At 54.5% G+C, this 22,522-nt stretch carries 20 protein-coding genes; 15 read left to right on the top strand and 5 right to left on the bottom strand.

Annotation, left to right across the window (positions count from 1 at the left end):
* Positions 1-105 precede the first annotated feature (105 nt).
* The 8 genes from tig to QE396_RS11920 all read left to right on the top strand — a co-directional run bounded on the left by tig (position 106) and on the right by QE396_RS11920 (position 9,821).
* On the top strand, positions 106-1,404 hold the full coding sequence (gene tig, locus QE396_RS11955) for a trigger factor (protein WP_014168868.1): 1,299 nt from the start codon (positions 106-108) through the stop codon (positions 1,402-1,404).
* A 260-nt stretch (positions 1,405-1,664) separates the two neighbouring features.
* Complete coding sequence (gene clpP, locus QE396_RS11950; protein WP_020885210.1) at positions 1,665-2,288, top strand: ATP-dependent Clp endopeptidase proteolytic subunit ClpP; 624 nt, start codon at positions 1,665-1,667, stop codon at positions 2,286-2,288.
* A 126-nt stretch (positions 2,289-2,414) separates the two neighbouring features.
* Positions 2,415-3,689, top strand: coding sequence for an ATP-dependent protease ATP-binding subunit ClpX (clpX, locus tag QE396_RS11945; protein WP_020885209.1), 1,275 nt, complete (start codon positions 2,415-2,417; stop codon positions 3,687-3,689).
* 183 nt (positions 3,690-3,872) lie between these two features.
* The gene (lon, locus tag QE396_RS11940; protein WP_014168872.1) at positions 3,873-6,227 is read left to right on the top strand and encodes an endopeptidase La; all 2,355 of its coding nucleotides are present in this window, start codon (positions 3,873-3,875) and stop codon (positions 6,225-6,227) included.
* A 210-nt stretch (positions 6,228-6,437) separates the two neighbouring features.
* Positions 6,438-6,710: a nucleoid-associated protein HU-beta gene (gene hupB / locus QE396_RS11935; RefSeq protein WP_002444653.1), complete on the top strand. Its 273-nt coding sequence runs from the start codon at positions 6,438-6,440 to the stop codon at positions 6,708-6,710.
* A 212-nt stretch (positions 6,711-6,922) separates the two neighbouring features.
* On the top strand, positions 6,923-8,794 hold the full coding sequence (gene ppiD / locus QE396_RS11930; protein ID WP_044865367.1) for a peptidylprolyl isomerase: 1,872 nt from the start codon (positions 6,923-6,925) through the stop codon (positions 8,792-8,794).
* Positions 8,795-8,942: 148 nt separating this feature from the next.
* Positions 8,943-9,323 carry a helix-hairpin-helix domain-containing protein gene (locus QE396_RS11925; protein ID WP_047355641.1) on the top strand — a complete coding sequence of 127 codons (381 nt, stop codon included), beginning with the start codon at positions 8,943-8,945 and terminating at the stop codon, positions 9,321-9,323.
* 99 nt (positions 9,324-9,422) lie between these two features.
* Positions 9,423-9,821 carry a YbgC/FadM family acyl-CoA thioesterase gene (locus QE396_RS11920; protein WP_014168875.1) on the top strand — a complete coding sequence of 133 codons (399 nt, stop codon included), beginning with the start codon at positions 9,423-9,425 and terminating at the stop codon, positions 9,819-9,821.
* A 60-nt stretch (positions 9,822-9,881) separates the two neighbouring features.
* Here the strand turns inward: QE396_RS11920 and queC are convergent, their stop codons facing one another.
* Positions 9,882-10,577, bottom strand: coding sequence for a 7-cyano-7-deazaguanine synthase QueC (gene queC, locus QE396_RS11915; protein ID WP_014168876.1), 696 nt, complete (start codon positions 10,575-10,577; stop codon positions 9,882-9,884).
* A 66-nt stretch (positions 10,578-10,643) separates the two neighbouring features.
* Entirely contained in the window at positions 10,644-12,344 is a 1,701-nt protein-coding gene (locus QE396_RS11910) for an SgrR family transcriptional regulator (protein ID WP_047355642.1), read from the bottom strand.
* A gap of 101 nt (positions 12,345-12,445) precedes the next feature.
* Between QE396_RS11910 and cof the strand changes: the two genes are divergently transcribed.
* Complete coding sequence (cof, locus tag QE396_RS11905; protein ID WP_047355643.1) at positions 12,446-13,264, top strand: HMP-PP phosphatase; 819 nt, start codon at positions 12,446-12,448, stop codon at positions 13,262-13,264.
* Between the two features lie 41 nt (positions 13,265-13,305).
* Here the strand turns inward: cof and QE396_RS11900 are convergent, their stop codons facing one another.
* The gene (locus QE396_RS11900; protein WP_040016790.1) at positions 13,306-14,352 is read right to left on the bottom strand and encodes a PLP-dependent cysteine synthase family protein; all 1,047 of its coding nucleotides are present in this window, start codon (positions 14,350-14,352) and stop codon (positions 13,306-13,308) included.
* Between the two features lie 115 nt (positions 14,353-14,467).
* Between QE396_RS11900 and QE396_RS11895 the strand changes: the two genes are divergently transcribed.
* The 5 genes from QE396_RS11895 (at position 14,468) to amtB (ending at position 20,406) form a co-directional block, all read left to right on the top strand.
* Positions 14,468-14,926, top strand: a complete 459-nt coding sequence (locus QE396_RS11895) for an Lrp/AsnC family transcriptional regulator (RefSeq protein ID WP_020885204.1) — start codon at positions 14,468-14,470, stop codon at positions 14,924-14,926.
* A gap of 50 nt (positions 14,927-14,976) precedes the next feature.
* A complete protein-coding gene (locus QE396_RS11890) occupies positions 14,977-16,749 on the top strand; it encodes a SmdA family multidrug ABC transporter permease/ATP-binding protein (RefSeq protein WP_047355644.1) in 1,773 nt (590 codons plus the stop codon).
* The gene (locus QE396_RS11885) at positions 16,742-18,523 is read left to right on the top strand and encodes a SmdB family multidrug efflux ABC transporter permease/ATP-binding protein (RefSeq protein WP_020885202.1); all 1,782 of its coding nucleotides are present in this window, start codon (positions 16,742-16,744) and stop codon (positions 18,521-18,523) included. Before QE396_RS11890 ends, QE396_RS11885 begins: the two co-directional genes overlap by 8 nt.
* 222 nt (positions 18,524-18,745) lie before the next feature.
* Positions 18,746-19,084: a P-II family nitrogen regulator gene (gene glnK, locus QE396_RS11880; RefSeq protein ID WP_008503304.1), complete on the top strand. Its 339-nt coding sequence runs from the start codon at positions 18,746-18,748 to the stop codon at positions 19,082-19,084.
* Between the two features lie 35 nt (positions 19,085-19,119).
* Positions 19,120-20,406, top strand: a complete 1,287-nt coding sequence (amtB, locus tag QE396_RS11875) for an ammonium transporter AmtB (RefSeq protein ID WP_020885201.1) — start codon at positions 19,120-19,122, stop codon at positions 20,404-20,406.
* 75 nt (positions 20,407-20,481) lie between these two features.
* Here the strand turns inward: amtB and tesB are convergent, their stop codons facing one another.
* Positions 20,482-21,342: an acyl-CoA thioesterase II gene (gene tesB, locus QE396_RS11870; RefSeq protein ID WP_020885200.1), complete on the bottom strand. Its 861-nt coding sequence runs from the start codon at positions 21,340-21,342 to the stop codon at positions 20,482-20,484.
* A 203-nt stretch (positions 21,343-21,545) separates the two neighbouring features.
* Here tesB and QE396_RS11865 point away from each other — a divergent pair, with 203 nt between their 5' ends.
* Positions 21,546-22,073 carry a YbaY family lipoprotein gene (locus QE396_RS11865; protein ID WP_014168885.1) on the top strand — a complete coding sequence of 176 codons (528 nt, stop codon included), beginning with the start codon at positions 21,546-21,548 and terminating at the stop codon, positions 22,071-22,073.
* 30 nt (positions 22,074-22,103) lie between these two features.
* On the opposite strand, the gene QE396_RS11860 is transcribed toward QE396_RS11865, so the two are convergent.
* Positions 22,104-22,448, bottom strand: a complete 345-nt coding sequence (locus QE396_RS11860; protein WP_086463133.1) for an MGMT family protein — start codon at positions 22,446-22,448, stop codon at positions 22,104-22,106.
* Between the last annotated feature and the right edge of the window lie 74 nt (positions 22,449-22,522).

Here is a 22,522-nt window from a genome sequence, read left to right as displayed (position 1 = left end):
GATGATTCTGGCGACAGGGAATGTGAATCTGCACTAAGAGAGCATCCCGGTATAACAGACAGATTCAGAGTTGACCGAGCACTGTGATTTTTTTGAGGTAACAAGATGCAAGTTTCAGTTGAAACCACTCAAGGCCTTGGCCGCCGTGTAACGATTACTATCGCTGCTGACAGCATCGAAACTGCTGTGAAAAGCGAGCTGGTCAACGTAGCAAAAAAAGTACGTATTGACGGCTTCCGTAAGGGCAAAGTACCGATGAATGTTGTTGCTCAGCGTTATGGCGCTTCCGTGCGTCAGGATGTGCTGGGTGAACTGATGAGCCGCAACTTTATTGATGCGATCATCAAAGAAAAAATTAATCCGGCCGGTGCGCCGAATTACGTTCCAGGCGAATACAAACAGGGCGAAGACTTCACCTACTCCGTAGAGTTCGAAGTGTACCCGGAAGTTGAGCTGAAAGGTCTGGAATCTATCGAAGTTGAAAAACCTGTTGTTTCCGTGACTGACGAAGACGTTGACGGCATGCTGGACACTCTGCGTAAGCAGCAGGCGAACTGGAAAGAGAAAGAAGGTGCTGTTGACGCGGAAGACCGTGTGACCATCGACTTCACCGGTTCTGTAGACGGCGAAGAGTTCGAAGGCGGCAAAGCGTCTGACTTCGTACTGGCAATGGGCCAGGGTCGTATGATCCCAGGCTTCGAAGACGGTATCAAAGGTCACAAAGCGGGCGAAGAGTTCACCATCGACGTGACCTTCCCGGAAGAGTACCACGCTGAAAACCTGAAAGGTAAAGCAGCGAAGTTCGTTATCAACCTGAAGAAAGTTGAAGAGCGCGAACTGCCTGAACTGACTGAAGAATTCATCAAGCGTTTCGGCGTGGAAGATGGTTCTGTAGCCGGTCTGCGTACCGAAGTGCGTAAAAACATGGAACGTGAGCTGAACGGCGCTGTACGTAACCGTGTGAAATCTCAGGCGATCGATGGTCTGGTAAAAGCGAACGAAATCGACGTTCCGGCTGCCCTGATTGACAGCGAAATCGACGTTCTGCGCCGTCAGGCTGCACAGCGTTTCGGTGGCAACCAGCAGCAAGCGATGGAACTGCCACGCGAGCTGTTCGAAGAGCAAGCTAAACGCCGCGTTGTTGTTGGCCTGCTGCTGGGCGAAGTGATTCGTACCCACGAGCTGAAAGCTGACGAAGAGCGTGTGAAAGGCCTGATCGAAGAGATGGCTTCTGCATACGAAGATCCATCAGAAGTGATCGAGTTCTACGGTAAGAACAAAGAGCTGATGGACAACATGCGCAATGTTGCCCTGGAAGAGCAGGCTGTTGAAGCGGTACTGGCGAAAGCGAAAGTGACCGAAAAAGCGACCTCTTTCAACGAACTGATGAACCAGCAGGCGTAATTTCGCCCCCAGGGTTTAAAGTTTGAACAAAAAACCCGTTGCCTTCCGGCGACGGGTTTTTTTTATCACGGCTTTACCCCAGGAAGAGTGCTAAAACGCCCTTTCAGTGTTAGCGTAACAACAAAAGGTTGTTATGCTTGAAATAGGGCAGTATGAACCCCATAAGTGTGTAATCACGATGATTGAGACTGGCTGATAATCCGTCCGTAAGGTTACAATCAGTACAGCAGGTGTTTTCAATTTTGATCCAGGAGACGGAAATGTCATACAGTGGCGAACGAGATAACTTTGCACCCCATATGGCTCTGGTGCCAATGGTTATTGAACAGACCTCACGTGGTGAGCGTTCTTTTGATATCTATTCCCGTCTGCTCAAGGAGCGCGTTATCTTTTTGACCGGCCAGGTGGAAGACCACATGGCTAACCTGATCGTGGCGCAGATGCTGTTTCTGGAAGCGGAAAACCCGGAAAAAGACATTTACCTGTACATTAACTCCCCGGGCGGCGTGATCACGGCAGGTATGTCCATTTATGACACCATGCAATTCATCAAGCCAGATGTCAGCACTATCTGTATGGGTCAGGCTGCATCTATGGGTGCGTTCCTGTTAACCGCAGGGGCTAAAGGTAAGCGTTTCTGCCTGCCAAATTCCCGCGTGATGATTCACCAGCCGCTGGGGGGTTATCAGGGGCAGGCGACGGATATTGAAATCCACGCCCGCGAAATTCTGAAAGTAAAAGCGCGCATGAATGAACTTATGGCGCAGCATACGGGTCAATCTCTTGAGCAGATCGAGCGCGATACCGAGCGCGATCGTTTCCTCTCTGCCTCTGAGGCTGTTGAGTACGGCTTAGTCGACTCCGTTTTGACCCATCGTAATTGATGCCCGTGACGCGAGTGTGCCGCTATACTCAGGTAGGGCGGCATGTTGCTAAAAGCAGCTTGCGTCTGAAAATGGCATTTGCGTCGTCATGTGCGGCACAAAGAACTTAAAAAGAGGTTTGGACTCATGACAGATAAACGCAAAGATGGTTCGGGCAAACTGCTGTACTGCTCTTTTTGCGGCAAAAGCCAGCATGAAGTGCGTAAACTGATTGCCGGGCCGTCCGTGTATATCTGCGACGAATGTGTTGACTTATGTAACGACATTATTCGCGAAGAGATTAAAGAAGTAGCACCTCACCGCGAGCGCAGCGCGCTGCCAACGCCGCATGAAATTCGTCATCATCTTGACGACTATGTCATCGGTCAGGAGCAGGCGAAAAAAGTGCTCGCCGTGGCGGTATACAACCACTACAAACGCCTGCGTAACGGTGATACCAGCAATGGCGTAGAACTGGGTAAAAGTAATATTCTGCTGATCGGCCCAACCGGCTCCGGTAAAACGCTGCTGGCTGAAACGCTGGCGCGTCTGCTGGATGTTCCGTTCACAATGGCCGATGCCACCACCCTGACCGAAGCCGGTTATGTGGGTGAGGACGTAGAAAACATCATCCAGAAACTGCTGCAGAAATGCGATTACGATGTACAGAAAGCGCAGCGCGGGATTGTTTATATCGATGAGATCGACAAGATCTCCCGTAAATCTGACAACCCGTCCATTACCCGTGACGTTTCGGGTGAGGGCGTGCAGCAGGCGCTGCTGAAGCTGATTGAAGGTACGGTTGCAGCCGTTCCACCGCAGGGTGGCCGTAAACATCCTCAGCAGGAGTTCCTGCAGGTTGATACGTCCAAGATCCTGTTCATCTGTGGTGGTGCGTTTGCCGGTCTGGATAAAGTGATCTCTCACCGTGTTGAAACCGGCTCCGGCATTGGTTTTGGCGCGACGGTGAAAGCCTCGTCCGAAAAGCCGAACGAAGGCGAGTTGCTGTCACAGGTTGAGCCAGAAGACTTGATCAAGTTTGGTCTGATTCCTGAGTTCATTGGTCGTCTGCCTGTTGTGGCAACGCTGAACGAACTGAGTGAAGACGCGCTGATCCAGATCCTGAAAGAGCCGAAAAATGCGCTGACCAAGCAGTATCAGGCGCTGTTCAATCTGGAAGGCGTTGAGCTGGAATTCCGTGACGAAGCGCTGGACGCGATTGCCAAGAAAGCGATGATCCGTAAAACCGGTGCGCGTGGCCTGCGTTCTATCGTGGAAGCGGCGCTGCTTGACACCATGTACGATCTGCCGTCGATGGAAGATGTTGAGAAAGTGGTGATTGATGAGTCGGTCATTAGCGGCCAGACCAAGCCATTGCTGATTTATGGCAAGCCGGAAGCGCAACAGGCATCTGGCGAATAATTCACCAAATCATACAAGCAGTTAATCAAAAAGGGGGGATTTTATCTCCCCTTTTATTTTTCCGTATACGCGGCGTTGAATGTGTGGGAAACATCCCCATATACTGGATACATGTTAATGGTTATGTGAAGCACAGTGACATGACCAGTTTACCTGGCGGACACTAAACTAAGAGAGAGCTCTATGAATCCTGAGCGTTCTGAACGCATTGAAATCCCCGTATTGCCGTTGCGCGATGTGGTGGTTTATCCGCACATGGTCATACCCTTATTTGTAGGGCGGGAAAAATCTATCCGTTGCCTCGAAGCCGCCATGGATCATGATAAAAAAATCATGCTGGTGGCGCAGAAAGAAGCATCAACGGATGAGCCGGGTGTAAACGATCTTTTCACCGTCGGGACCGTGGCCTCTATTTTGCAGATGCTGAAGCTGCCTGACGGCACCGTTAAGGTGCTGGTAGAAGGCTTGCAGCGTGCGCGTATTACCACCCTGTCTGACGATGGCGAGCATTTCTCTGCCAAGGCAGAGTACCTTGAATCACCTCAGCTGGATGAGCGCGAGCAGGAAGTGCTGGTGCGCACCGCGATTAGCCAGTTCGAAGGCTATATCAAGCTGAACAAGAAAATCCCACCAGAAGTGCTGACGTCGCTGAACAGCATCGACGATCCTGCGCGCCTGGCGGACACCATCGCTGCACACATGCCGCTGAAGCTGGCTGACAAACAGTCCGTGCTGGAGATGTCCGACGTTAACGAACGTCTGGAATATCTGATGGCGATGATGGAGTCTGAAATCGATCTGCTGCAGGTTGAGAAGCGTATTCGTAACCGCGTTAAAAAGCAGATGGAGAAATCTCAGCGTGAGTACTATCTGAATGAGCAAATGAAAGCCATTCAGAAAGAGCTCGGCGAGATGGATGACGCGCCGGACGAAAACGAAGCGCTGAAGCGTAAGATCGACGCGGCGAAAATGCCGAAAGAGGCCAAAGAGAAAGCTGAAGCAGAACTGCAGAAGCTGAAAATGATGTCTCCAATGTCGGCTGAAGCGACCGTCGTGCGCGGCTATATCGAATGGATGGTTCAGGTTCCCTGGAATGCCCGCAGCAAGGTCAAAAAAGACCTGCGTCAGGCGCAGGAGATCCTGGATACCGACCACTACGGCCTTGAGCGCGTGAAAGACCGCATTCTTGAGTACCTCGCCGTCCAGAGCCGTGTGAACAAAATCAAAGGCCCGATTCTGTGCCTGGTGGGACCACCGGGGGTAGGGAAAACCTCTCTGGGTCAGTCCATCGCCAAAGCGACCGGCCGTAAGTATATCCGTATGGCGCTGGGTGGCGTACGCGATGAAGCGGAGATCCGCGGTCACCGTCGTACTTACATCGGTTCTATGCCGGGTAAACTGATCCAGAAGATGGCGAAAGTGGGCGTTAAAAACCCGCTGTTCCTGCTCGATGAGATCGACAAAATGTCTTCGGACATGCGTGGCGATCCGGCGTCTGCTTTGCTGGAAGTTCTTGATCCAGAACAGAACGTGGCGTTCAGCGATCACTACCTCGAAGTGGATTACGACCTGAGCGATGTCATGTTTGTCGCGACCTCGAACTCCATGAACATTCCGGCGCCGCTGCTTGACCGTATGGAAGTGATTCGTCTCTCCGGTTATACCGAAGACGAAAAACTGAACATTGCGAAACGGCACCTGCTGCCGAAGCAGATTGAGCGTAACGCGCTGAAAGCCAACGAGCTGACCGTTGAGGACAGCGCGATTATTGGCATCATCCGCTACTACACCCGTGAAGCGGGCGTGCGTAGCCTTGAGCGCGAAATCTCTAAACTGTGCCGTAAGGCGGTTAAACAGCTGCTGCTGGATAAGAGCCTGAAACACATCGTGATCAATGGCGACAACCTGCATGCCTATCTGGGCGTTCAGCGCTTTGACTATGGTCGCGCGGACAATGAAAACCGCGTGGGCCAGGTCACCGGTCTGGCATGGACGGAAGTGGGTGGCGATCTGCTGACCATTGAAACCGCCTGTGTCCCGGGTAAAGGCAAGCTGACCTACACCGGCTCTCTGGGTGAAGTGATGCAGGAGTCGATTCAGGCCGCGCTGACCGTGGTACGCGCGCGTGCGGAGAAATTGGGCATCAACCCTGATTTCTACGAGAAACGCGATATCCACGTGCACGTGCCTGAAGGGGCAACGCCGAAAGATGGCCCAAGCGCAGGTATCGCCATGTGTACCGCACTGGTATCCTGCCTTACCGGCAACCCGGTGCGTGCCGATGTGGCAATGACCGGTGAGATCACGTTGCGTGGCCAGGTGCTGCCAATCGGTGGGTTAAAAGAAAAACTGCTGGCGGCACACCGTGGTGGGATCAAAACCGTATTGATCCCTTACGAAAATAAACGCGATCTGGAAGAGATTCCGGACAACGTGATTGCCGATCTGCAGATTCATCCTGTGAAGCGAATTGAGGAAGTTCTGACTCTCGCCCTGCAGAATGAACCTTCCGGAATGCAGGTTGTAACCGCAAAATAGTGACCTCGCGCAAAGAGCGTCAATAAAAGTAAGGCTGGTAAGTCATTTCGCACTTGCCAGCCTTTTTTTGTATAGCTAATTTAGATTGCTGATTAGGCCAGCCATCAACAACGGGTGTTGTAAGGTCATGGCAGGCCTGATATAACTGCTGCGCGGTCGCGTTGTGAAGGATTCAGGCGCGATATAAATTATAAAGAGAGGAAGAGAACAGTGAATAAATCTCAACTGATTGACAAAATTGCTGCTGGTGCTGATATTTCTAAAGCTGCAGCTGGACGTGCGTTAGATGCATTAATTGCTTCTGTTACTGAATCTCTGCAGGCTGGGGACGACGTTGCACTGGTAGGCTTCGGTACTTTTGCTGTTAAAGAGCGTGCTGCCCGTACTGGCCGCAACCCTCAGACCGGTAAAGAGATCACCATTGCTGCCGCTAAAGTGCCGGGTTTCCGTGCAGGTAAAGCGCTGAAAGACGCAGTAAACTGATTGCTTTCCCATCTCAGGGAAGCCGAATAGTACAAGGGCGCATCATTTGATGTGCCTTTTTTGTTTGTCCAGGCCTGATTTGTTCGAGTTTATGCGAGTTGTGGGCTGACAATCGCACCGTTTTCTTGTCACAATACGCCTTTACGCGCGACGGGCAGGATTTTCCGTTAGCGTCAGGTAACCAGTCACCTACAGCGGAGTGTTGTTACACCATGATGGACAGCTTACGCACGGCTGCTAACAGTCTCGTGCTCAAGATTATTTTCGGTATCATTATCGTGTCGTTCATATTGACCGGCGTGAGCAGTTACCTTATCGGCGGTGGCGCGAACTATGCCGCAAAAGTGAATGGCCAGGAGATCAACCGCGGTCAGTTCGAGAATGCTTTTGCCGGTGAACGTAACCGTATGCAGCAACAGCTGGGCGACCAATTCTCTGAACTCGCGGCAAACGAAGGGTATATGAAATCCCTGCGCCAACAGACCCTGAACCGTCTGATCGACGAAGCGCTGCTGGATCAATACGCGAAAAAACTGGGGCTGGGCATCAGCGATGAGCAGGTTAAAAAAGCCATCTTATCGACTCAGGCATTCCAGTCTAACGGCAAATTCGACAATGCGCGTTACAACGGCATCATTAATCAGATGGGCATGACTGCCGATCAATACGCTCAGGCTCTGCGTAATCAACTGACAACCCAACAGCTCATCAATGCCGTCGTTGGCACTGATTTCATGCTCAAAGGTGAGACGGAAGAGCTGGCAGCCCTGGTTGCACAGCAGCGCGTGGTACGTGAAGCAACCATCGATGTGAATGCTCTGGCGGCGAAGCAGCAGGTTAGCGACGCGGACATTAACGCCTATTACGAGCAGAACAAGAATAACTTTGTTGCTCCAGAACAGTTCCGTGTTAGCTATATCAAGCTGGATGCTGCCGCGCTGCAGGAAACAGCCTCTGACGCGGAAATTCAGTCTTATTACGATCAGCATCAGGATCAGTTCACTCAGCCGCAGCGTAACCGCTACAGCGTGATCCAGACCAAAACTGAGGCAGACGCCAAAGCCGTGCTGGATGAGCTGAATAAGGGCGCTGATTTCGCCTCCCTCGCGAAAGCAAAATCCACCGATATTATCTCTGCTAAAAACGGCGGTGATATGGGCTGGCTGGAAGAGAGCACCACGCCTGACGAACTGAAAAATGCCGGTCTGAAAGACAAAGGCCAGCTTTCGGGTGTCATTAAATCTTCCGTTGGTTTCCTGGTGGCGCGTCTGGATGACATCGAGGCCGCGAAAACCAAGCCGCTGGCTGACGTTCGCGATGATATCGCAGCGAAAGTGAAGCAGGAAAAAGCGTTGGATGCTTACTACGCGCTGCAACAGAAAGTCAGTGATGCTGCCAGCAACGACAACGAATCTCTGGCGGGTGCTGAGCAGGCTGCAGGGGTGAAAGCGGTTGAGACCGGCTGGTTCGGTCGTAACAACCTGCCGGAAGAGCTGAATTTCAAACCGGTTGCTGATGCCATCTTCAACGGTGGTCTGGTTGGCGAGAACGGCACGCCGGGCAGCAACTCTGACATCATTACCGTCGACGGCGATCGTGCGTTTGTTCTTCGCGTCAGCGAGCACAAACCAGAAGCGATTAAACCGCTGGCAGAAGTGAAAGATCAGGTGGTTGCTCAGGTTAAGCACAACAAAGCGGAACAGCAGGCAAAACTGGATGCTGAGAAGATTCTGGTTGACCTGAAAGCGGGTAAACAGGATGCGCTGAAAGCGGCAGGTCTGAGCTTCGGTGAGCCAAAAACGCTGAGCCGTACCGGTCAGGATCCTGTCAGTCAGGCAGCGTTCGGTCTGAGCCTGCCTGCGAAGGACAAACCAAGCTTCGGTACCACTACCGATATGCAGGGTAACGTCGTTCTGCTCGCGCTGGACGATGTGAAAGCAGGCACGATGCCTGAAGAACAGAAGAAAGCGATGGTGCAGGGTATTACCCAGAACAATGCCCAGATTGCTTTCGAAGCGATGATGAGCAACCTGCGCACAGAAGCCAAAATCAAGCTCGGTGACGTGATGACTCAGCAGCAATAATTACGTATTTGCTCGCATATTTTCGTAACGCTCTGCAATAACTAAAGGCCGCTTTCGCGGCCTTTTCCATTTCTGCAATCTGCCGTTTGTGCCGGGTTATAACGCTGGATATTGTGGCCTGGCTGTCAACAAACAAGGAGATAACAGCATGAAATGTGGAATCAAGGCTCTGTTCATTACTCTGGCGATTGCCACCACCGGGATGAGCGCAGGTGCGCTGGCGACGACACCTGCGGCGAAAACAACGGCGGTGCAAACCAGGCCTGACGCAGCGGCACCCGCAGCTGGCCAGACGAAAGCCACGGATGCCGTAAAAAGCGCGGATGATGACGGTACGCGAGTCAGTATCAATTCGGCATCGGCAGAGGATCTCGCCCGGGTGATGAATGGCGTAGGGCTAAAAAAAGCGCAGGCGATAGTCAGCTATCGCGAAGAGTACGGTCCTTTCAAAACGGTTGACGATCTTAAGCAAGTGCCCGGTATGGGCGGGGCGCTGGTTGAGCGCAACCTCTCACACCTGACGTTGTAATCACATAATTACTTGCACGGCGGCAAAATTTTGCCAGGATAAAGAGGTCATACCAGTCATGACCTCTTATCCTATAACAACAGTAAAGGCTATTGCGCTATGCAGACAAAAATCAAAGTACGCGGCTACCACATCGATGTTTACCAGCACGTCAACAACGCCCGTTATCTTGAGTTTCTTGAAGAAGCGCGCTGGGACGGTCTGGAAAGCAGCGAAAGCTTTCAGTGGATGACCGCGCACAACATCGCGTTCGTGGTCGTCAACATCAATATCAACTACCGTCGTCCGGCCGTGCTGGGAGATGTGCTGACCATCACCAGCCAGCTTCAACAGTTAAACGGCAAGAGCGGCGTGTTAACCCAGGCGGTGACGCTGGATCCTGAAGGCCAGGCCGTTGCCGACGCGCTGATCACCTTTGTCTGTATTGATCTGAAAACCCAGAAAGCGCTGCCGCTGGAAGGGGAGTTGCGGGAAAAACTGCAGTTGATGATCGTCTAGGCGCGTTGTGTTCATGACCCGTGCTGTCGATATTCTGTTCGCCAGCACGGTCAAAGAGGCTTATTTGAGCCCGGTTTTTTTCTTCATCGCCGACATCACGCCCGCTTTATCGGCCAGATAGTGATTCAGTCCGTTTGCGCGCAGATTACAGGCCGCACACTGGCCACAACCATCACCTTTAATGCCGTTGTAGCAGGTAAGGGTTTCGCTGCGAACCATGTCCAGTTTGCCCCAGTAGTCTGCCAGCGCCCAGGTTTCCGCTTTATCAAGCCACATCAGTGGCGTTTCAAAGCGCGTCTCTTTTGCCATCCCCAGATTCACGGCGTGGTTGAGAGCCTTCACGAACTCGTCACGGCAGTCAGGGTACCCGGAGAAGTCGGTTTCACACACGCCCGTGATCACCGCTTCGGCTTTCACCTGGTAGGCGTAGATCGCCGTCAGCGTCAGGAAGAGAATGTTGCGGCCTGGCACAAAGGTGTTCGGAATGCCGCTGGCATCAGGTTCATAGTCAGGAACGGGAATACTGTCGCGGGTGAGGCTACTGACGGCCAGTTCATTTAACAGCGTAACGTCCAGCACCTTATGCGCGCGCGCGCCCAGTTTCAGCGCCAGTTCACGGGCGACGTCGATTTCAGCGCGATGTCGCTGACCATAATCGAAAGTGACACAGTGAACCTCATCGTACTGATGAAGCGCCTGAACCAGGCAGGTAGTGGAATCTTGTCCTCCGCTGAACACGACGACGGCACGTTTCATAAATCATCTCGACAGTTACGGTAAAAACATCATGTTACCGTCTGACTACGGCGACGACCAGCTTCTTCACGATTTGGGGGCCGGGAGCCAGGCTTCGGTGAAATCGAACCAGCCGCGGGTGTTAAGCCGTATGCCATTGACTCCCGGGGGCGCGCTGATTTGGTACTGGTAGTTAAACAACGGCGTCAGCACCGCGCTCTCCATGAGTTGGGTAAAAATAGCTTTCAGCCCGCGATGCCGGGCATGCTCGTCAGCCTGAGTCTGAACGGCATCCAGTGTCGCCTGCAGATGGGCATATTGCGGCGTGCTCAGCAGGTGCGGCCATAGCGCATCGCAGCGAAGCCACTGCTCAAGGGTGTATTCCGGTGCTTCGCCAATCAGCCTATCTCCCATCATAAGGTCCGCGTCGGCAAGATGCTGACATCCGTCCCACGTTTTGGCATCGTGAAAGATGACCGTTAACGCGCAGCCCTGGCGGGAAAGATACGCTTTTAGCTGACTCGCCATGGTATGTAACTCGACGGGCAGATGGTAAATCAGGGTCAGCGTCTCAGGCAAAGGGACATCCGTGAGATCCGGCCACTCAGGAATACGCCAGCCCGGCAGCAACTCCTGCGTTGGGGTGATAAGCCCCTCATCCAGAGGAAGAGTATGCAGAAGCGTTGAGAGGTGAATGATGTTGATAAGACGTCTTGCCTGCATTTCGCTAAGACGCGGGCTGCGCTTCAGCGTGAGGTAGCAAAACCCCAGGCTGATGCTGTTACTCACCAGCCGCAAACGGGTCAGTTCGTCAGGCTCTCCGATGGCGATTTGTACCGGATGCCGGCAGCTGGTTCCAAGCCCCTGATCAAATAGCTGAGGGGTGATCCAGAACTCGATGGCCTTCAGTAGCGGGTGGCTAAGGTGATACTGCTCATGGCTTTCCAGACGAACCAGGTCCGGCTTATACGCGGTGAGCCTGAAAGGTCCGCTGCCTGTCATCGGTTGTGCCGGGTGCGCCACACGGCTGCAATAGGTTGCCAGCCGATGCGCCAGCCAGTAGTCGGGCTTGTGTAAAATAAACGTCAGACACTGCGGATGGGTAACTTCAATGCGCAGCACGCTCTGAAAAAGCCTGTGCATGGCCGGGAGCGTCAACATCGCATTCAGACTCTCCTGTAACTGGACCGTTTCGACTTTATCACCGTTATGCCAGTGAAGCGTGGAGCGAATATAAAAATGCCAGCGCAGTCCGTCCTCCGAAACATCCCAGTGATGGGCAAGATCGCCCGTCGGTTCGCTGCTGTTACCGTGAAAACGCGTCAGCCCGGAAAAAACCTGTCCTGCCAGATGCTGTTCCGCCCGACCGGGCAAAAAGCCGGGATGAAGTGGATCCAGCGAGCGGTAATAGGGAATGCGCAGCGTCGGCGTATCGTTTTGCCACTGGCCGCCTAAAAACGGATGAAGCAGTGACCGCAGCTCCTCCGGTGCCAGCTGGGCCAGCTCAAGCGCGTTATGCTGCTGCCCACGCTTCAGCGCCTCTTCCATCATCGCATTGCGCAGTGACTCCGGGGTGACGTGGAAAGTCAGCTCCCCACGCTTACCGCGGCCAGACTGCGCTCGCCAGCTAAGCCAGCCCGCCTCCTGCGCCTGACGGAGTAATGTACGGACATGCCGTTCGCTGCAAAAGCAGCGGGCGGCCAGCTCGCTGATGGTGGCCTGCTGCTTCGCGCCAGCGGAAGGCTGCCACAAACGGTGGTACTGGTTGAGTCGGTTAAGCTGGCGCATGAGAAACCCTGAACAATAATTATCATCTATTCACTATTACTTCCGTATATCTCACGCAATACTGATGCACAAGTTAACCGCATCACATTTCAGGAGTAATCATGGCTCGTCTCGCTGCGTTTGATATGGACGGTACGTTGTTAATGCCGGATCACCGTCTGGGTGAGAAAACCCTGAGTACCCTGAAGCGCCTGCACGAACGTGATGTCACCCTGACGTTTGCCACCGGCCGTCATGTGCTGGAGATGCGCCATTTAATGGGGGCATTTTCCCTGGATGCTTTTCTTATTACCGGCAACGGGACACGCATTCACTCTGTCGAAGGCGATGTTCTCCACCGTCAGGATCTCAACCCGGAAGTGGCAGATATCGTATTGCACAGCACCTGGGACACCCGGGCCAGCGTTCATGTCTTTAACGATAACGGCTGGTTTACCGGGCATGACATTCCGGCATTGCTGCACGCCCATGTCTACAGTGGTTTCCGCTATCAGCTTATCGATCTGCGCCGTATTCCGGCTCACGCGGTGACGAAGATCTGTTTCTGCGGCGATCATGACGATCTTTGTCGCTTACGCATTCAGCTGAATGACGCGTTAGGCGACCGGGCGCACCTGACCTTTTCAGCGGTGGACTGTCTCGAGGTTTTGCCGGTTGGGTGTAATAAAGGATCGGCGCTGGCGGTACTGAGCGATCACCTGGGCTTAACGATGCAGGAATGTATGGCGTTTGGCGACGCCATGAACGACCGCGAAATGCTGGGCAGCGTTGGTCGCGGTCTGATCATGGGAAATGCGATGCCGCAGTTGAAGGCAGAGCTTCCCCATCTACCGGTTATCGGGCACTGCGGTAATGAAGCAGTGTCTCATTTTTTGACGCATTGGCTGGACAACAACAACCTCCCATATTCCCCCGAATAGTGAGACCCTTCCAGCAAGCCAGACCCCGGTCTGGCTTTTTTTTATTTCACCAGCTGCGTAATCTGCGCTTTCCACGGCTCAATATCGCCGATGTTTGCCTGAACCCACTGCGCATTGTAATAGGTCTCAAGATAGCGCTCGCCGCTGTCGCAGAGTAGGGTGACGATAGAGCCGGTGCGCCCCTCTTCACGCATGCGAGCCGCAAGCTGCAGGGCTCCCCACATGTTGGTGCCGGTAGATGCACCGACTTTACGGCCAATCTGTGTCTCCAGCCAGTGCGCCGTTGCCACGCTGGCGGCATCCGGCACGCGGAGCATCTCATCCACCACGTCCGGAATGAATGAAGGCTCCACGCGCGGGCGGCCAATACCTTCAATCTTACTGCCCACCGGGCTGCGCAGATCCGCATTGCGGCTTTGCCAGTAGTCCAGGAACACCGAGTTCTGCGGATCCACCACCATCAGCTGCGTATCATAGCCCTGACAGCGGATGTAACGTCCCAGGGTGGCTGAGGTGCCGCCAGTACCGGCGCTCATCACGATGTACGACGGAACAGGGTGAGGTTCGTGGGTCATCTGGCGGAAAATACTGTCGGCAATGTTGTTATTGCCGCGCCAGTCTGTGGCTCGCTCCGCAAAGGTGAACTGGTCCATATAGTGGCCATTCAGCTCACGGGCCAGCATTTCAGACGCGGCGTAAATTTCGCAGGCGCTTTCCACAAAGTGGCAGCGTCCACCGTAAAATTCGATCTGCTCAATTTTTCGTTTCGCGGTGCAGGAGGGCATCACGGCGATAAACGGCAGGCCCAGCAGGCGGGCAAAGTAGGCTTCGGATACGGCGGTTGAACCGGAGGAGGATTCAATAATCGTGGTTCCCTCCTTAATCCAGCCGTTACACAAACCGTATAAAAAGAGCGAACGCGCCAGGCGATGCTTCAGGCTACCGGTGGGATGGGTGCTTTCATCTTTCAGGTACAGCTGGATGCCAGCAAAACCCGGCAGAGCCAGGCGAATGAGATGGGTGTCCGCCGAGCGCTGATAGTCGGCATTGATTTCGCTGATGGCATGTTTAACCCAGGCGCTATTCATCGTATTTATCCGTTTGTCATTTTGTGCCCAGCATAGCGAAAAGCACAGAAAAAATTGTTGCTATATGGCCTTTAAAATAGAATGAAGGGAGAAAATTTTTCTCTGTGAGGTGGGTATGCTAGATAAAATAGACCGTAAGCTGCTTTCTTTACTGCAAAGTGACTGTACCCTCTCTTTGCAGGCACTGGCAGATGCCGTTAATCTGACCACCACGCCGTGCTGGAAGCGCCTCAAGAAGCTTGAAGATGACGGCATCCTTCTGGGGCGAGTCGCGCTTTTAGATCCCGAAAAACTGGGGCTTGGGTTGACGGCATTTGTCCTGATAAAAACCCAACATCACAGCAGCGAGTGGTATAGCCGCTTCGTAACACAGGTCTCCGAGATGCCGGAGGTGCTCGGTTTCTGGCGCATGGCGGGAGAGTATGACTATCTGATGCGCGTCCAGGTGGCAGACATGAAGCGTTATGATGATTTTTACAAGCGGCTGGTGAACAGCGTACCGGGCTTGTCGGACGTCACCTCGAGCTTCGCCATGGAACAGATTAAATACACCACAGCACTACCCATTGATTAATTGAATAACTTCCCGGCGTAGCCGGATCCATACCTTCAGGAACAAACCGCGTGCGATTATTTGCCCAATTAAGCTGGTACTTTCGTCGGGAGTGGCAACGCTACCTCGGCGCTGTGGCCCTGCTTATTATCATTGCCATCCTGCAGTTAATTCCACCGAAAGTGGTGGGATACGTGGTGGATGGCGTTACAGAACAGCATTACACCACCGCACGGGTGTTGATGTGGGTCGGCACGCTGGTGCTGACGGCCATCATTGTCTATCTGCTGCGCTACGTCTGGCGGGTACTGCTGTTTGGCGCGTCCTATCAGCTGGCCGTCGAACTGCGTGAAGATTTTTATCGTCAGCTGAGCCGCCAGCATCCCGAGTTCTACCTGCGTCATCGCACCGGGGATCTTATCGCTCGCGCCACCAATGACGTTGACCGCGTCGTGTTTGCCGCCGGGGAAGGGGTGTTAACGCTGGTGGACTCTCTGGTGATGGGCTGTGCGGTTCTGATTGTGATGTCCACCCAGATAAGCTGGCAGCTCACGCTGCTGGCATTGCTGCCTATGCCGCTGATGGCGCTGGCGATCAACCGCTATGGCGAACAGCTTCATGAGCGCTTCAAGCTGGCGCAGGCGGCGTTTTCCTCGCTGAATGACCGTACGCAGGAGAGCATGACCAGCATCCGCATGATCAAAGCGTTTGGCCTGGAAGATCGACAATCCGCGCTGTTTGCAGCCGATGCCGCCGACACGGGGGCGAAGAACATGCGCGTTGCGCGTATCGATGCGCGGTTTGACCCGACAATCTATGTCGCGATTGGCATGGCAAACCTGCTGGCCATTGGTGGCGGGAGCTGGATGGTGGTGCAGGGCTCGCTAACCCTCGGGCAATTGACCAGCTTTGCCATGTACCTGGGGCTGATGATATGGCCGATGCTGGCACTGGCCTGGATGTTTAACATCGTAGAGCGCGGCAGCGCCGCCTACAGCCGTATTCGCGCGATGCTTGCCGAAGCGCCAGTGGTGAATGACGGTAGCGAATCGGTACCGGAAGGGCGCGGCGTGATGAATGTCGACGTCCGTAAGTTTGTGTATCCGCAAACGGAACATACGGTACTGGAGAACGTCAGCTTTACGCTCAAACCGGGTCAGATGCTCGGTATCTGCGGTCCGACAGGCGCCGGGAAAAGTACCGTACTCTCCCTGCTTCAACGTCACTTTGACGTCACGCAGGGCGATATTCGCTTCCATGATATTCCGTTGACGAACCTGCTGCTCGATGACTGGCGCGGTCGTCTGGCGGTGGTCAGCCAGACGCCGTTTCTCTTTTCTGACACCGTGGCGAATAACATTGCCCTCGGACGCCCGGCGGCGACTCAGGAAGAGATTGAGCACGTCGCGCGCCTGGCCAGCGTCCATGACGATATTCTGCGTCTGCCACAGGGCTATGAAACGGAAGTGGGTGAGCGTGGCGTTATGCTTTCCGGCGGGCAAAAACAGCGTCTCTCGATTGCCCGCGCGCTGCTGCTGAATGCCGAAATCCTGATCCTTGATGATGCGCTCTCCGCCGTCGATGGCCGCACCGAGCACCAGATCCTGCATAACCTGCGACAGTGGGGGGATGGAAGGACGGTGATCATCAGTGCACACCGGTTGTCGGCGCTGACGGAAGCCAATGAAATTCTGGTATTACAGCACGGGCACATTGCCCAGCGCGGACAGCATGAACAGCTTGCGGAGCAACCGGGCTGGTATCGCGATATGTATCGTTATCAGCAGCTTGAAGCTGCGCTGGACGACGCCCCGGAACAGGATGAGGAGAACGCTAATGCGTAAGACCGTGACGCAGTGGCCGACGCTAAAACGCCTGCTGGCCTATGGTTCTCCGTGGCGAAAACCGCTTTCACTTGCCGTGCTGTTGCTGTGGATTGCCGCAATTGCAGAAGTGAGCGGTCCGCTGCTCATCAGCTACTTTATCGACAATATGGTGGCGAAAAGCTATTTGCCGCTGGGGCTCGTCGCGGGGTTAGGTGTGGCCTACGTTGGGCTACAGCTGACTGCGGCGTCACTGCATTACGCCCAGTCTCTGCTCTTTAACCGGGCGGCCGTGGGCGTGGTGCAGAAGTTACGTACGGATGTGATGGATGCGGCACTGCGCCAGCCGTTGAGCGAGTTTGATACCCAGCCGGTTGGGCAGGTGATATCCCGGGTGACCAACGATACCGAGGTGATCCGCGATCTGTATGTCACCGTCGTGGCAACCGTGCTGCGCAGCGCGGCGCTGATTGGCGCCATGCTGGTGGCGATGTTCAGCCTCAACTGGCGTATGGCTCTGGTGGCGATCACCATCTTCCCGGCCGTATTGATTGTAATGGTCATCTATCAACGCTACAGCACGCCGATTGTGCGTCGGGTGCGGGCCTATCTGGCCGATATCAACGATGGCTTCAACGAAGTGATCAACGGCATGAGCGTCATTCAGCAGTTCCGCCAGCAGGCTCGCTTTGGTGAACGCATGGGGGAAGCCAGCCGGTCGCACTATATGGCGCGCATGCAGACGCTGCGACTGGACGGTTTCCTGCTACGTCCACTGCTGAGCCTCTTCTCGGCGCTGGTTCTCTGTGGCCTGCTGATGCTTTTCGGGATGAGCGCGAACGGAACAATTGAAGTTGGGGTTCTGTACGCTTTTATCAGCTATCTGGGACGCCTTAATGAACCGTTGATAGAACTCACCACCCAGCAGTCTATGTTGCAACAGGCCGTGGTGGCGGGGGAGCGCGTGTTCGAACTGATGGACCGGCCACGTCAGACCTACGGCGATGATGAGCGTCCTTTGCAAAGCGGAGAGATTACGTTTGATAAGGTCTCGTTTGCTTACCGTGAAGACCGTCTGGTGTTGCAGGACATCTCTCTTGATGTGCCGTCGCGCGGCTTTGTGGCGCTGGTGGGGCACACCGGCAGCGGCAAAAGTACCCTCGCCAGCCTGTTGATGGGCTATTACCCGGTCAGTCAGGGTGAAATCCGCATTGATGGTCGTCCGCTCGCATCACTGAGCCACAATGTGTTGCGCAAAGGCGTTGCAATGGTGCAGCAAGACCCGGTAGTCATGGCCGATACCTTTTACGCCAACGTCACCCTGGGGCGGGATTATACCCAGCAACAGGTGTGGGATGTGCTGGAAACCGTGCAGCTGGCAGAGCTGGCGCGCGGTTTTAGCGATGGGATCAATACCCGGCTCGGTGAGCAGGGGAATAACCTCTCGGTAGGACAAAAGCAGCTTCTGGCCCTGGCGCGGGTGCTGATTGAAACGCCGCAGGTGCTGATACTCGACGAAGCAACCGCCAGCATCGACTCTGGTACTGAGCAGGCTATCCAGCTGGCGCTGGCCGCGGTGCGTGACCACACGACGCTGGTGGTTATCGCACACCGTCTTTCAACGATTGTCGACGCAGACACCATCCTGGTGCTGCACCGTGGTCAGGCCGTCGAACGCGGTACGCACCGGGAGCTGCTCGAAGCAAAAGGGCGCTACTGGCAGATGTATCAGCTGCAGCTGGCCGGTGAAGAGCTGGCCGCCAGCGTGCGTGAGGACGAATCCCTCAGCGCCTGATGCACCAAAATAAGGCAGCGCGCTAACAGTCATTACTGTTGGTGCAAAACTGAAACGCACCGTGCACTGTCATGGTGCGTTTTTTTTCACCGGTTCGTTAAACATGCTCGTGTAATGCTCATTGCAGCGCGTTTCCCTCAGGTTTTCATTTCTGGCACACCCCTTGCAATGTCTTCTGCGTATTAGCGGCGGCCATTACCGAATTCTGACTGGAGGGGATCTATGAAGCTGGTTACGGTTGTAATCAAACCATTCAAACTCGAAGACGTGCGTGAAGCATTGTCTTCCATGGGTATTCAGGGACTGACTGTCACCGAAGTGAAAGGCTTTGGTCGTCAGAAGGGTCATGCCGAGCTTTACCGCGGGGCAGAATACAGCGTTAACTTCCTGCCAAAAGTAAAAATTGATGTCGCGATTGCTGATGACCAGCTTGATGAAGTTATTGATGTCATTAGCAAAGCGGCCTACACCGGCAAAATTGGCGACGGCAAAATTTTCGTTGCCGAATTGCAGCGCGTCATTCGCATCCGTACCGGCGAATCTGACGAAGCGGCACTGTAAGTAACTCCTGGCACACAGTGATAGGGATCGAGAAAATGAAGATAGCAACAATCAAAACGGGTCTGGGTTCGCTGGCACTGCTGCCGGGCCTGGCACTGGCTGCCCCTGCGGTGGCAGACAAAGCCGATAACGCCTTTATGATGATCAGCACCGCGCTGGTGCTGTTCATGTCCATTCCGGGCATTGCGCTGTTCTACGGCGGCCTGATCCGTGGCAAAAACGTTCTCTCCATGCTGACGCAGGTTGCCGTCACGTTCGCGCTGGTTTGCGTGTTGTGGGTGGTCTACGGTTACTCTCTGGCCTTCGGCACGGGCAATGCGTTCTTCGGAAACTTTGACTGGGTCATGCTGAAAAACATCGAACTGACCGCGCTGATGGGCAGTTTCTATCAATATATTCACGTTGCCTTCCAGGGCTCGTTCGCCTGTATCACCGTCGGGCTGATCGTCGGTGCGCTGGCTGAGCGTATTCGCTTCTCCGCCGTACTGATCTTCGTGGTGGTCTGGCTGACGCTCTCCTATGTGCCGATTGCGCACATGGTCTGGGGTGGCGGTCTGCTGGCGAGCCATGGTGCGCTGGACTTCGCAGGCGGTACCGTTGTACACATCAACGCCGCGGTGGCGGGCCTGGTAGGAGCATACCTGATTGGCAAACGCGTGGGCTTCGGTAAAGAAGCGTTCAAACCGCACAACCTGCCGATGGTCTTTACCGGTACAGCGATCCTTTACTTTGGCTGGTTCGGCTTCAACGCCGGTTCAGCAAGCGCAGCAAACGAAATCGCCGCGCTGGCCTTCGTGAACACGGTTGTGGCCACGGCGGGTGCGATCCTCTCATGGGTATTTGGTGAGTGGGCGGTACGCGGTAAGCCTTCACTGCTGGGTGCCTGTTCAGGTGCAATTGCCGGTCTGGTTGGTATCACGCCAGCTTGTGGCTATGTCGGTGTTGGCGGCGCGCTGCTTGTCGGGCTGGTCGCCGGTCTGGCGGGTCTGTGGGGTGTGACGGCGCTGAAACGTGTTCTGCGCGTCGATGACCCGTGCGATGTCTTCGGTGTACACGGCGTCTGCGGTATTGTCGGCTGTATCATGACCGGTATCTTCGCGGCGAAATCGCTGGGCGGCGTGGGTTACGCAGAAGGCGTCACCATGGTTCACCAGGTGCTGGTGCAGCTGGAAAGTATTGCCATCACCGTCGTGTGGTCTGCCGTTGTGGCCTTTATCGGCTATAAGCTGGCGGATATGACCGTCGGTCTGCGTGTTCCGGAAGAGCAGGAACGCGAAGGTCTGGACGTCAACAGCCACGGCGAGAATGCGTACAACGCCTGATAAGCAAAACGGCAACCCAGGGTTGCCGTTTTCGTTTTGTTCCCTCTCCCGTCGGGAGAGGGCCGCAGTACAACATCACCCGCGGTTACGCATTACCCCTTCCTGCACCGTCGACGCGACCAGCACGCCATCCTGAGTGTAAAACTCACCACGCACAAAGCCGCGCGCGCTTGACGCCGAAGTACTCTCCACGCTGTAGAGCAGCCACTCGTTCATGTCGAACGGACGATGGAACCACATGGAGTGATCGATGGTGGCCACCTGCATCCCTTTTTCAAGGAAGCCCACGCCGTGCGGCTGCAGCGCCACCGGCAGGAAGTTGAAATCTGAGGCATAACCCAGCAGATACTGATGAACGCGGAAATCCGCGGGCACGGTGCCGTTAGCGCGGATCCAGACCTGGCGCTTTGGCTCGGCCGTGTGGCCTTTCATCGGGTTATGGAATTCGACAGGGCGGATCTCAAGCGGTTTATCGCAGAGAAACTTCTCCTTTACCTGCGGTGGAAGCAGATGCGCCAGCGCACGGGCGATATCGGTCTCTGATTTGAGATCGTCTGGCGACGGCGCGGGTGGCATCGTTTTCTGATGCTCATAGCCCGGTTCCGGCGCCTGGAACGAGGCGGTCATGTAAAAGATAGGCTTGCCATTCTGAACCGCCGCGACACGACGCGCGCTAAAGCTGTTGCCATCCCGCAATACCTCAACGTCATACACGATGGGTTTCGCGCTATCACCAGGGCGTAAGAAGTAGCTGTGAAATGAGTGCACCAGACGGTCTGCAGGGACGGTCTCCTTTGCTGCGTAGAGCGCTTGTCCTACGACTTGCCCGCCGAAGACCTGGCGTAAGCCGAGATCTTCGCTCTGTCCGCGAAAGAGTCCTTCCTCAATTTTTTCCAGATTCAGTAATGTCAGCAGATTGTTCAGTGCCTGACTCATAGTTGTCCTCAATAAACGCCGTAGCGAAAGATAGGCAGAGTATAACGCAGAAATGAAAGTGGTCCGATGGGTAGAATAATCTGAATATCTGGACGATTTTAGGCATAAATCAGTGATCTGTGCCAAACTTACCTGTGTTATGTGATTGAAACGACATCGGATGGGATCGATCCCGCTGGTGCATTGATGATAAGGAGACTTCAATGAAACTCGTGCCCATGCTAAGTGGTGTAGCAATTGCGGTGGCGTTGTCCGCCTGTGCAGGAAAGAGCGCCCAGGTGCCGGTGCCAGCAGCAGATCCAAACGGGATTAATACACTCTCACAGCAGTCCATTCAGCAGCCTAACGTTTCCGGGACTATCTGGATTAAACAGAAAGTCGCGTTACCGCCAGATGCGGTATTAACGGTAACCCTGTCTGATGCTTCCCTGGCAGACGCGCCGTCTAAAGTATTGGCCCAGCGTGCCGTACGTACGGAAGGTAAGCAGGCACCGTTTAGCTTCGTGTTGCCGTATAACCCATCAGACGTGCAACCTAATGCCCGTATCCTCCTGAGCGCAGCAGTAACGATCAACGATAAACTGGTGTTTATCACCGATACGGTGCAGGAAGCGATTAACCACGGCGGGACAAAAGTTGACCTGAACCTGGTTCCGGTACAGCAAACCGAAGTGCCGGTTGCGCCACAGACTAACCAACCGTCTCTGCCAACCCCTCCGACCCAGATGTAACGCTTTAAACCCTCTCCTTCGGGAGAGGGTTTAATACACCCAGCGGTACTTTTGCAAATCAATCTGTCCTGACCCCGACACCTGCACCCCTTCTGACAGTAACGCCTGACGCTGGCGCTGCAGATCCGGCCCGGTCAACGAGATTGTCCCATGACGATTTACCACCCGATGCCATGGCAGGGTGCTTCCTTCCGGCAACCTTTTCAGTACGCCACCGACCTGCCGCGCCGCACGCGGAGAACCGGCCAGACGCGCTACGTCGCCATAGGTGGTGACATAACCTTCCGGCACAGAGGCCACAATTTGCCATACGCGTTGTGGAAAGGAGTCATGTTCGTCCATACGTCTACCTGTGGGGAATGTCTGGACAGTCATGTTAAACGAAGATAAACCCAATTGCTGCGCCAGTTTGCGCAAGAAACCAGCATCCAGTTGCGGGTCGCTTGCAA

Source organism: Enterobacter sp. SORGH_AS_0287, from assembly GCF_031453695.1.
Lineage (GTDB): Bacteria > Pseudomonadota > Gammaproteobacteria > Enterobacterales > Enterobacteriaceae > Enterobacter > Enterobacter ludwigii.
Note: the sequence above shows the minus strand (reverse complement) of the source record. Positions and strands in the feature narration are given on the sequence as shown.

What these genes read in the sequence shown, in the direction of transcription:
- tig (WP_014168868.1), top strand. Translation starts at nt 106, where the DNA reads ATGCAAGTTTCAGTTGAAACCACTCAAGGCCTTGGCCGCCGTGTAACG.
- clpP (WP_020885210.1), top strand. Translation starts at nt 1,665, where the DNA reads ATGTCATACAGTGGCGAACGAGATAACTTTGCACCCCATATGGCTCTG.
- clpX (WP_020885209.1), top strand. Translation starts at nt 2,415, where the DNA reads ATGACAGATAAACGCAAAGATGGTTCGGGCAAACTGCTGTACTGCTCT.
- lon (WP_014168872.1), top strand. Translation starts at nt 3,873, where the DNA reads ATGAATCCTGAGCGTTCTGAACGCATTGAAATCCCCGTATTGCCGTTG.
- ppiD (WP_044865367.1), top strand. Translation starts at nt 6,923, where the DNA reads ATGATGGACAGCTTACGCACGGCTGCTAACAGTCTCGTGCTCAAGATT.
- QE396_RS11925 (WP_047355641.1), top strand. Translation starts at nt 8,943, where the DNA reads ATGAAATGTGGAATCAAGGCTCTGTTCATTACTCTGGCGATTGCCACC.
- QE396_RS11920 (WP_014168875.1), top strand. Translation starts at nt 9,423, where the DNA reads ATGCAGACAAAAATCAAAGTACGCGGCTACCACATCGATGTTTACCAG.
- queC (WP_014168876.1), bottom strand. Translation starts at nt 10,577, where the DNA reads ATGAAACGTGCCGTCGTCGTGTTCAGCGGAGGACAAGATTCCACTACC.
- QE396_RS11910 (WP_047355642.1), bottom strand. Translation starts at nt 12,344, where the DNA reads ATGCGCCAGCTTAACCGACTCAACCAGTACCACCGTTTGTGGCAGCCT.
- cof (WP_047355643.1), top strand. Translation starts at nt 12,446, where the DNA reads ATGGCTCGTCTCGCTGCGTTTGATATGGACGGTACGTTGTTAATGCCG.
- QE396_RS11900 (WP_040016790.1), bottom strand. Translation starts at nt 14,352, where the DNA reads ATGAATAGCGCCTGGGTTAAACATGCCATCAGCGAAATCAATGCCGAC.
- QE396_RS11895 (WP_020885204.1), top strand. Translation starts at nt 14,468, where the DNA reads ATGCTAGATAAAATAGACCGTAAGCTGCTTTCTTTACTGCAAAGTGAC.
- QE396_RS11885 (WP_020885202.1), top strand. Translation starts at nt 16,742, where the DNA reads ATGCGTAAGACCGTGACGCAGTGGCCGACGCTAAAACGCCTGCTGGCC.
- glnK (WP_008503304.1), top strand. Translation starts at nt 18,746, where the DNA reads ATGAAGCTGGTTACGGTTGTAATCAAACCATTCAAACTCGAAGACGTG.
- amtB (WP_020885201.1), top strand. Translation starts at nt 19,120, where the DNA reads ATGAAGATAGCAACAATCAAAACGGGTCTGGGTTCGCTGGCACTGCTG.
- tesB (WP_020885200.1), bottom strand. Translation starts at nt 21,342, where the DNA reads ATGAGTCAGGCACTGAACAATCTGCTGACATTACTGAATCTGGAAAAA.
- QE396_RS11865 (WP_014168885.1), top strand. Translation starts at nt 21,546, where the DNA reads ATGAAACTCGTGCCCATGCTAAGTGGTGTAGCAATTGCGGTGGCGTTG.
- QE396_RS11860 (WP_086463133.1), bottom strand. Translation starts at nt 22,448, where the DNA reads ATGACTGTCCAGACATTCCCCACAGGTAGACGTATGGACGAACATGAC.